The 8,286-nt window shown below is 45.4% G+C and carries 3 protein-coding genes and 1 pseudogene; 2 read left to right on the forward strand and 2 right to left on the reverse strand.

The window, feature by feature from the left end; all coding sequences use genetic code 11:
• A partial coding sequence (locus tag QUB11_RS30365; RefSeq protein WP_445300868.1) for a calcium-binding protein occupies positions 1-1,188 on the forward strand: 1,188 nt, incomplete at its 5' end.
• Positions 1,189-1,419: 231 nt separating this feature from the next.
• Here the strand turns inward: QUB11_RS30365 and QUB11_RS30370 are convergent.
• Positions 1,420-6,798: an AAA family ATPase gene (locus tag QUB11_RS30370; RefSeq protein ID WP_333392503.1), complete on the reverse strand. Its 5,379-nt coding sequence runs from the start codon at positions 6,796-6,798 to the stop codon at positions 1,420-1,422.
• A gap of 203 nt (positions 6,799-7,001) precedes the next feature.
• Between QUB11_RS30370 and QUB11_RS31390 the strand changes: the two are divergent.
• Positions 7,002-7,698: pseudogene (locus QUB11_RS31390) on the forward strand (IS1 family transposase); the annotation flags it as partial.
• Positions 7,699-7,777: 79 nt separating this feature from the next.
• Here the strand turns inward: QUB11_RS31390 and QUB11_RS30375 are convergent.
• Positions 7,778-8,170, reverse strand: coding sequence for a hypothetical protein (locus tag QUB11_RS30375; protein ID WP_333203957.1), 393 nt, complete (start codon positions 8,168-8,170; stop codon positions 7,778-7,780).
• Positions 8,171-8,286: the final 116 nt, after the last annotated feature.

Genomic DNA, 8,286 nt, shown 5'->3' on the forward strand with positions numbered 1-8,286 from the left:
ACACCGACTCCCACGCCAACACCGACTCCCACGCCAACACCGACTCCCACGCCAACACCGACTCCCACGCCAACACCGACTCCCACGCCAACACCGACTCCCACGCCAACACCGACTCCCACGCCAACACCGACTCCCACGCCAACACCGACTCCCACGCCAACACCGACTCCCACGCCAACACCAACTCCCACCCCAACACCGACTCCCACCCCAACTCTAGGTACTCCCGCTGTCATTTTCCTTGAACCACTTGGCAGTACCGAGGTACTCGAAAGCTTGGGCAGCGATATATACAAAGTGCGACTAAATACTCAGCCAACTGCTAATGTCACCGTCGCCATTACCCCTGAAACTCAAGTTACTGTCAGCCTACCTGTCCTTACTTTTACTCCCGCCAATTGGAATGTCGCCCAAACGGTCACGGTGACTGCGGTTGACGATGCGGTTGTTGAGGGCGATCGTGTCAGCCCAATTAGCCACGCCACTACCAGCACTGACACATTGTATAATAATCTCCTCGCCCCTCTCACAGTCAATATCAGCGATAACGATAACTTAGGCGATGTCAAAACCTTGTTGAAAAAGTCAGTAATCGGTTTGACAGATAAGGACGATCGCCTCACAGGATCGGCATTAAACGACATGATCCACGCACGCCCCGGCAATGACTATCTTCATGGTAAAGCAGGAGATGACTTGCTTTACGGACAAAAAGGTGATGACGGTATCAGCGGCGGTGATGGCAATGACCTTATTTTTGGCGGCCAAGGCATTGAATTTATTAGTGGCGATCGCGGTATTGACTTGATTTACGCAGGTAAGGAAAACGATCGCATTTACGGAGGCGATGGCGACGATATATTGTTTGGCGACGGGGGCAATGACTACTTATTTGGAGAAAAGGGTGCCGACACTCTCACAGGCGGATTGGGTTTTGATGTGTTTGCGATCGCGATCGATACTGGTGGAACAGACTTAGCCGCCGCCGATGTCATTAACGATTTCACCCTAAATCAAGACAAAATTGATTTAATTAGCGCCCTGGCTTTTAGCCAGTTAAATATTTTTCAAGGGACGGGCGCGAATGTTCGCGATACTATAATTCAGTATCAGGTAACAGGGGAATATTTAGCTGTCTTGAAAGGAGTCACTGCCAGCAGTATAGTTGAGGCAGTAACTTTTTAGACTTCGTATGTTGTTGGGCTTTAGCGCTAAAGCGCCACAACATACCTACCCGATCGCGATCGCCTAGTTTGTAGCGTGTCTCAGCAGTCGATCGTACTTTTGCTTTGATGGTCAGGTATATAGCAATCCTCCCATCATTTGTGAATTTCTTACTCCCTCCCCGAACTCGCGGGGAGGGTTGGGGTGGGGTAAAAAATGTAGGATTCCTGCAAGGATCGCTATAGCAACCGCTTAATTTAGATTGTGTAGCCTGTCTTTGATTTTTGTGCGAGTCAACAATGCAGACTCACAGCGTTCCCAGTAAATTTTAGCAACGCGATCGCCCGGATTCTGACGCCAACACTCGGAAAACAGCCGCGCCGCTTCAAATAACTTCCCTTCCGAGTAAAGTGCCCTAGCTTCTGCAAACAATTCCAGCGTAACTAACTTGGCCTGTTTAATTTCTGGTGGATCTGCATCAAACACCTCATAAATCGTCACAGCTTCAGATTTTCCCTTGACTTTTACCGTATCGAGAGTGCGGATTGCGTACTGGGATGGATTTTTTAGGCGCGTATAAGTTGGCTGGGTAATTAATAGCGCCACCCCATAATTTTTTGTCAAACTTTCCACACGAGAAGCTAAATTCACCGCATCGCTGATGACTGTCCCGTCCATGCGATTTGGCCCTCCCACAGTTCCCAGCATCAAAGAACCCGTATTAATCCCAATCCCAATCTGAATCGGCGCACAGCCAGCGTTAGCGCAGTATTCATTGTATTCAGCGAGACGGTGCAGCATAGCAATTCCCGCTTTCACCGCATTATCCGCCTCGCCGCTAAATAGCGCCATAATCGCATCGCCAATATATTTGTCGATAAACCCCTTATTTTCATTAATGACGGGTTCCATGCGAGAAAGATAAGAATTGATAAATTTGAAATTATCCTCCGGCGTCATAGTTTCCGAAAGCGTGGTGAAGTCGCGAATGTCGGAAAACAACACCGACATTTCTAACTGCACTTGGTCGCCCAATTCCACATCAATGATGCTTGATTTCTCTAAAAACTGGAGGAATTGATGGGGAATAAATCGCTCGTAAGCTTTGTTGAGTTGAGCCAGCCTGCTTTCATTTTCGCGTACTTCTGTATAAAGCTTAGAATTTTGAATCGAGATCGCCGCCTGTCCAGATAACACTTTTAATATTTCCACTCTTTCGGGCGTAAAAGCTCCCGCTGTCAGATTATTTTCTAAGTAAACAATACTAATGATTTGAGATTGGTTAATTAGCGGCACACATAAAATTGATTTGGGCTGATGCTTTCGGATGTGGGCGTCGTTGGGAAATTGTCCCGATCGCGCAGCATCATCTAGTACCACGCTTTCTTGAGTGCGACTCACATAATTGACAATTGCGGAGGAAAGTTCTTGACAGGTTTCAACGGGGATTGACTGCAACACGGTGACGAGTTCGTCATTGATGGTTCCTTCAGCTTCAATGAACAGTTGTCCCTGGCTTAACAAAATTAGATAGCCTCGTTGCGCCCCTGCATTTTCCATCAAAATTTTCATCAAGCTAGACAGTAGCTTATCTAGCATAATTTCTCCAGAAATCGCCTGAGAAGCCTTCATGACTGCGGCAATATCTAGGTGATTCCCCGAACCAGTCGTTGTCATTGCTACGGTAGTTTGAGTGTTTTTCCTTCCCGGTTGAGTTACCGCGAATAAGTGGGGATATCGCGTTTCTAAATCCGTTACCTTAGCAGTGGCTCCCCATTCAACATAACAATAATACGCCTCAAATATGTAGGCTTGAGCAACTTTTGTTTTGCCCCATTCCGAGTAGAATTTGGCTGCTAGTTCGTTGGCCAGGGCTTCGTCATTAACATATTTGTTTTCTTTGGCTCCCGAAATTGCGCGATCGTACATTTCAATCGCCTCGGCTTTATTGCCCAAAACTCGTTGCCGTTCTGCTTCAACTAAATACCATTTATGCAGATAATTCATCGGAGCATTTTGCGCCCAGTTTTGCAGCGTGCTTTGATGGGTTTCCACTAAGGCAATAATTTCAGTTTGCTCAATTGCTGGCTGTGCGGGAAAAAGTGCGAGGTGCGTCAGGGCGGCATAAAAATGAAAAATTGGAACAAAAGCCGATCCAGATACTCCCATCAAATACTGTTTGACTTGGGAAATGTGGTCTAGGGCGGCCGTATAATTGCCATAGCAGTAAGCAAGCAGCAGTTTGAAGATGCAGGCACAGGCGATCGCCGTAAATTCATTATCCTGATAGTGCTTGGGAATCATCACCGTTTCATCGTAGGCAGAGCCTATTAACAAATCCGGCCGAATACGGGTTTCCCTAAAGTTTTGCACCGTCTGCTGAATCATATCCAAATAAATTCGCGCAGAATATTGTTTTAACTGCGCCATGACAGCCCTGTAACTTGCTATTTCTGGTTCCCAAGTGTCTAGTTCTACACCAGCGAATAAATGAGTATAAAAGCAAATATATATGTTGTAGCCAGCGTCTACAAAGTCGCCGGTTTCCATACCAAACCTATAGCCCTCTTTCAGCGTCGGTATCGTTGCCAAAAGAGATTCTTGGCGATGCTGAATCCAGCCACCAAACAAAAGTAGAACTGTGGACTTGAATTCTGGTACATTCAACCTATCCAGCAATGAAAGTGCCAATAGCCCAAAGCCATAGCCCGTTTCCACCTCTTGTAAAAAGGCACAGAAAACCATCCCGTGCATCGCATAACCCACCGTCGATGCGGGCGCATTCCCAAAGGAGAGCGATAAACTTACCATCGTGGAGCTCAGCAGGGGCAGCAAACCGGGCATTCCCTGGAAAATGGGTGGAAACAACATACCAGACAGTTGCATAGCTGCCTGAGTCTGTGGATTTGTCATCACAGGTAGGTCAACCAATTCCTCAATCTTTCTGTCGCCGAGGAGGGCCGCAAGGGCTTGTAGCGCTTTGCCAATCTTGGCTTCATCAGGTTCAGCAGGCAGTTCAATCCCCAATTGTAAGAGTGCTTCTCTTGCTACTGCGATCGTTTCTAACACCTTGCTCTGAGCTGTCTGAGCGGCAATTTTAATTTCGTAAATTTTAACTCGATCTAAAATTGTTTGAGCTTCTTGCAAAACCAGTGCTGCCATCTGTTCCATACCATCAAAGTCACCATTCAAATAGGCAATTTCAGCAGCAGCAACATAAAGATTTAGCGCCAATTCATATTGAGTTTGCCAGCATTGAGGTGTCAGTAACTCAATTCCAGTTTGTAGATAGATATTTGCCGCAGCGTAGGCGGTAGAATTTCTAGCCTTACGTCCAGCTTCTAAGTTTAGCTGGGCTAAGGCTGAGCGTTCACTTAATTGATGGATTAACTCAATTCCTTGATTTAAATGCCCTACAATATCAAATATTTTTTCTTCGGTTTCTATCTCGGAAGAACTTTGTAGCAGTAACTGTCCTATTTTCAGATGAGTGGCTTGTTTTTGCTCGTCGGGAATCAATGAATAAGCCGCTTGCTGGACGCGATCGTGCAGGAACTTATAAGTGGGATTAGCAACAGACTGATTCAGGGATTGAGCATCTGCTTGAATAAAGTTATAGCCTTCTGAAATCAATAAAATGAGTCCTTCTTGCAAGGCTTTCCACAGTGCTGATGCCGTTTGTTCTGGTAATTCTTCGCTGACTATTGCCAATGTCTCTAAATCAAATTGCGCCCCAATGCAAGCCGCCAACTTGAGAACATCCTGAGTTTCGGCAGGTAACTTCTGCAATTGCGCCGCCATAAACTCCACCACATCCGAGGCGTCGGCAAATTTAACTTGATTAATATCGCACTGCCATCCCCCTTGTACCCCCCTCTGTCCCCCCTTGGTAAGGGGGGATTGAGGGGGGTTAAAAATAATTTGACCATCTTCATACAATGCCTTGAGGAATTGAGTCGAGAAAAATGGATTACCTTGGGTTTTTTGATAAACCAATTCTGTCAAGGGCCCGGCTAAAGATAAATCGCAAATCAGCGTATCTGCTACCAACTGATTTAGATCTGCTAAACTCAACGGTTGCAGGGTAATCGTATTCACCACTGCCCCAGACTTCACAATCTCATCCACAGTCAACATAAACGGATGAGCCGGTGATACCTCATTATCCCGATAAGCACCCAATACTAACAGATGCCCCGTATCTTCCATCAATAGTTGTAGCAATTTCAGCGATGCCGAATCTGCCCACTGCAAATCATCTAGAAACATCACTAAGGGATGTTCTGCTTGGGTAAATACTTGCACAAATTTCTGCATCAGCAGATTGAAGCGATTTTGGGCGGCACTCCCGGACAATTCTAGTGCAGGACTTTGAGCGCCAATGATGTGTTCTAATTCAGGAATTACGTCAATCAATACTTGCCCACTCTCGCCTACTGCGGTGAGAATCAGGGTTTTCCATCTGTGTAACTGAGCGTCACTTTCTGATAATAATTGTCCCATCAATTCCCGAAATGCTTGCACAAATGCACTAAAGGGAATATTGCGTTGAAATTGGTCGTATTTGCCTTTGATAAAATAGCCACGCTGTCGGGCGATCGGCTTATGGACTTCATTCACTACAGCGGTTTTACCAATGCCGGAAAAGCCAGCTACTAACATCATTTCGGCACTAGCATTACGAACTCTTTCAAAGGCTTCTAATAGATTATAAACTTCAGTTTCTCGGCCGTATAACTTTTCGGGAATCAGGAAATGGTCTGTAAGATCCAGTGTTCCTAATTCAAATTCTTCTATGCTCTCGGTTTCTTGTAGTTGAACCAGACAAATTTCTAAATCCTGCTTGAGACCCAATGCAGTTTGATAGCGATTTTCCGCATTTTTTGCCATCAGCTTGCTGACAATTTGCGAGACAATTAGGGGAATTTCTGGCTTGATTTCGTGCGGGGGAACTGGTTGTCTGGCAATGTGGCAGTGAACTAGCTCTAAAGCGTCTTCTGTCTCAAAAGGCAGTTTTCCTGTCAGCAATTCGTAGAAGGTGACGCCGAGGGAGTAAAAGTCTGTGCGGTAATCGATAGAGCGATTCATCCTACCAGTTTGTTCCGGCGAGATGTAAGCGAGGGTTCCTTCTAAAACGTTGGGATTTTTCAGGGTTGGCATTTCTCGCGTTAGCTGAGTGGAAATGCCAAAGTCGATAATTTTGAGCTGCCCCGTCGTTGGATTGAATACTATATTAGAAGGGTTAATATCTTTGTGAATTATATTTGCGTTGTGAATTTGTCCTAAAGTTTCAGTGGCAGCGATCGCAATTTGCAGAAACTCCTTGAGGCTAAACTTTCGCTGCTGCATCCATATTTTCAAGGATTCCCCGCCAAAGTCCTCCACAAAAATCACGAGGCTGTTTTGGTATTTTTGCAAGTCATAAACTTGCACGACTCCCGCCTCTTTCAGCTCTCTGGTGATGCGGTATTCGGTGCGGTATCGTAGCAATTCTTGAGGGGTGGGGTAGCTTTCTTTGAGCAGTTTGAGGATGAGCGGTTGGCGATCCGCTTCCCGAAGGGCCCGGTAAACCAGAGAGTTGGCACTTTCGTAAAGCAGCTTCTGGACGGCAATGCCTGGAATGGAGAGCATATTTATTTTTCTGGTAAAATTTAACGCCAAGTCAAAACACACCGGGTTCGTTGTGTCGAGAATAGCGCTTTAGAAAGGAACAAATTATGTTTTTATAACACACTCTTAGCTTTTCGGCAGCGAAGTGGCTTTCAGGTTGTCTGGCATAGTAAGGGTAAGGAGTTATCATGCGACGTACCTAAGCCTTGTTAATTCTCAACTCCATGAATTGTCACCGTTTCGGTTATCCAAACATCATTAAAAATTGTCCCACCCCCAGCGCTAAGCAAAACTTTAAATGTATATATTGTCACAGGCAGTTTGTTTAAAACCCCAGACATCAAAGGATTTCAGAAAAAACAAAAAAATTGAGAGAGCAGCTTTTATTAGAAAAAATATCTTGAGTCGCGATTGTCAAAGTCACGAGGGTGTCCCCCCGCTGGTTCCAATACTTGTTTTTCAACAATTAGCATGAGTCCCCCGGAAAGTTCAAGTAAAGTCAAAAAAACCAGGCAAGCTAACGATCCAATGTGATGAAATGTAGTCGTTTTTAGGCAATAAGGGGAACAAGCACTGGAAAGAGCGGGCCAATTGATGCCTTAAGCAAAGAAATTCTAGGGGTGTATATAGGAAGTCGAGTTGAAATGGGTGCTAAAGGTTTTTGGGATTCCCTCCCAGTAGTGGACAGACAATGTGCCGTCTATTATACAGATTTTTGGGCAGGCTCAAAAAAAATTCCCCAGCGACACAAATCTCTGGGGGAAGATACTGGCAAAACTTCTGATATGGAAAGATTCAATAACACCCTTCAGCAAAGGATATCTCGTTTGGTAAGAAAGACTTTGTTTTCATCTATCTATAAAGATATCCAATCATGTGAGTATCTTCTGGTATTTTATCCATGATTACAAAGTTTCTTTACCCCTAAAAATGTTTAGGATTTTTCGTTGGTATGCAGGACTACCAGACTTTGTTCTCATGATTTTGGAGAGTCATTGATCTACTTCCCCTTACCCTTCCCCGCAACAAACTCCCGCAGCCGGAGTAAACTAGCCGTTTGCCCCAAATTCAGTGGCAGCAGCGACACTCCCTCCAGCCGAGACTGCACCCAACCATCGCCCCAATACCACTCGTGAAATCCGTCAATTCCCTGACTCAATAACAGCCGCAGACAATTGTGCTCAACAATATCAACGTGATGCTGAACTGCCACGGGGCCCAGCCAACTTGTAAAGGTCAAACCTTGAGCAAATTCTTCCGGCAAACCGCTAGACAACTGCTGTGGCCACAGCCACTGCTGCAATTGACTTGGACGCAACAAGCTGTCTCTAATCGCTGTTTCGGAAGCTTCAAGCTCAATCCGCAGGTTGCTTTGTTGAAAATTACCGAGCATAAGAATTTTAGATATAGGTGCAAGTAATTTTAATGTAACTTATAAATAATATCCTGAAAACCCCGCGACTTTAGTCCGGGGATGAAAGGGGCAAGGAGGCTTTAGCCTCCCAGTCT

It is taken from the genome of Microcoleus sp. B6-A1 (assembly GCF_036705085.1).
Classification (GTDB): domain Bacteria; phylum Cyanobacteriota; class Cyanobacteriia; order Cyanobacteriales; family Microcoleaceae; genus Microcoleus.

Bases quoted from the DNA above. Each gene is read 5' to 3' on its own strand.
- QUB11_RS30370 (WP_333392503.1), bottom strand. From the start codon at position 6,798: ATGCTCTCCATTCCAGGCATTGCCGTCCAGAAGCTGCTTTACGAAAGT.
- QUB11_RS30375 (WP_333203957.1), bottom strand. From the start codon at position 8,170: ATGCTCGGTAATTTTCAACAAAGCAACCTGCGGATTGAGCTTGAAGCT.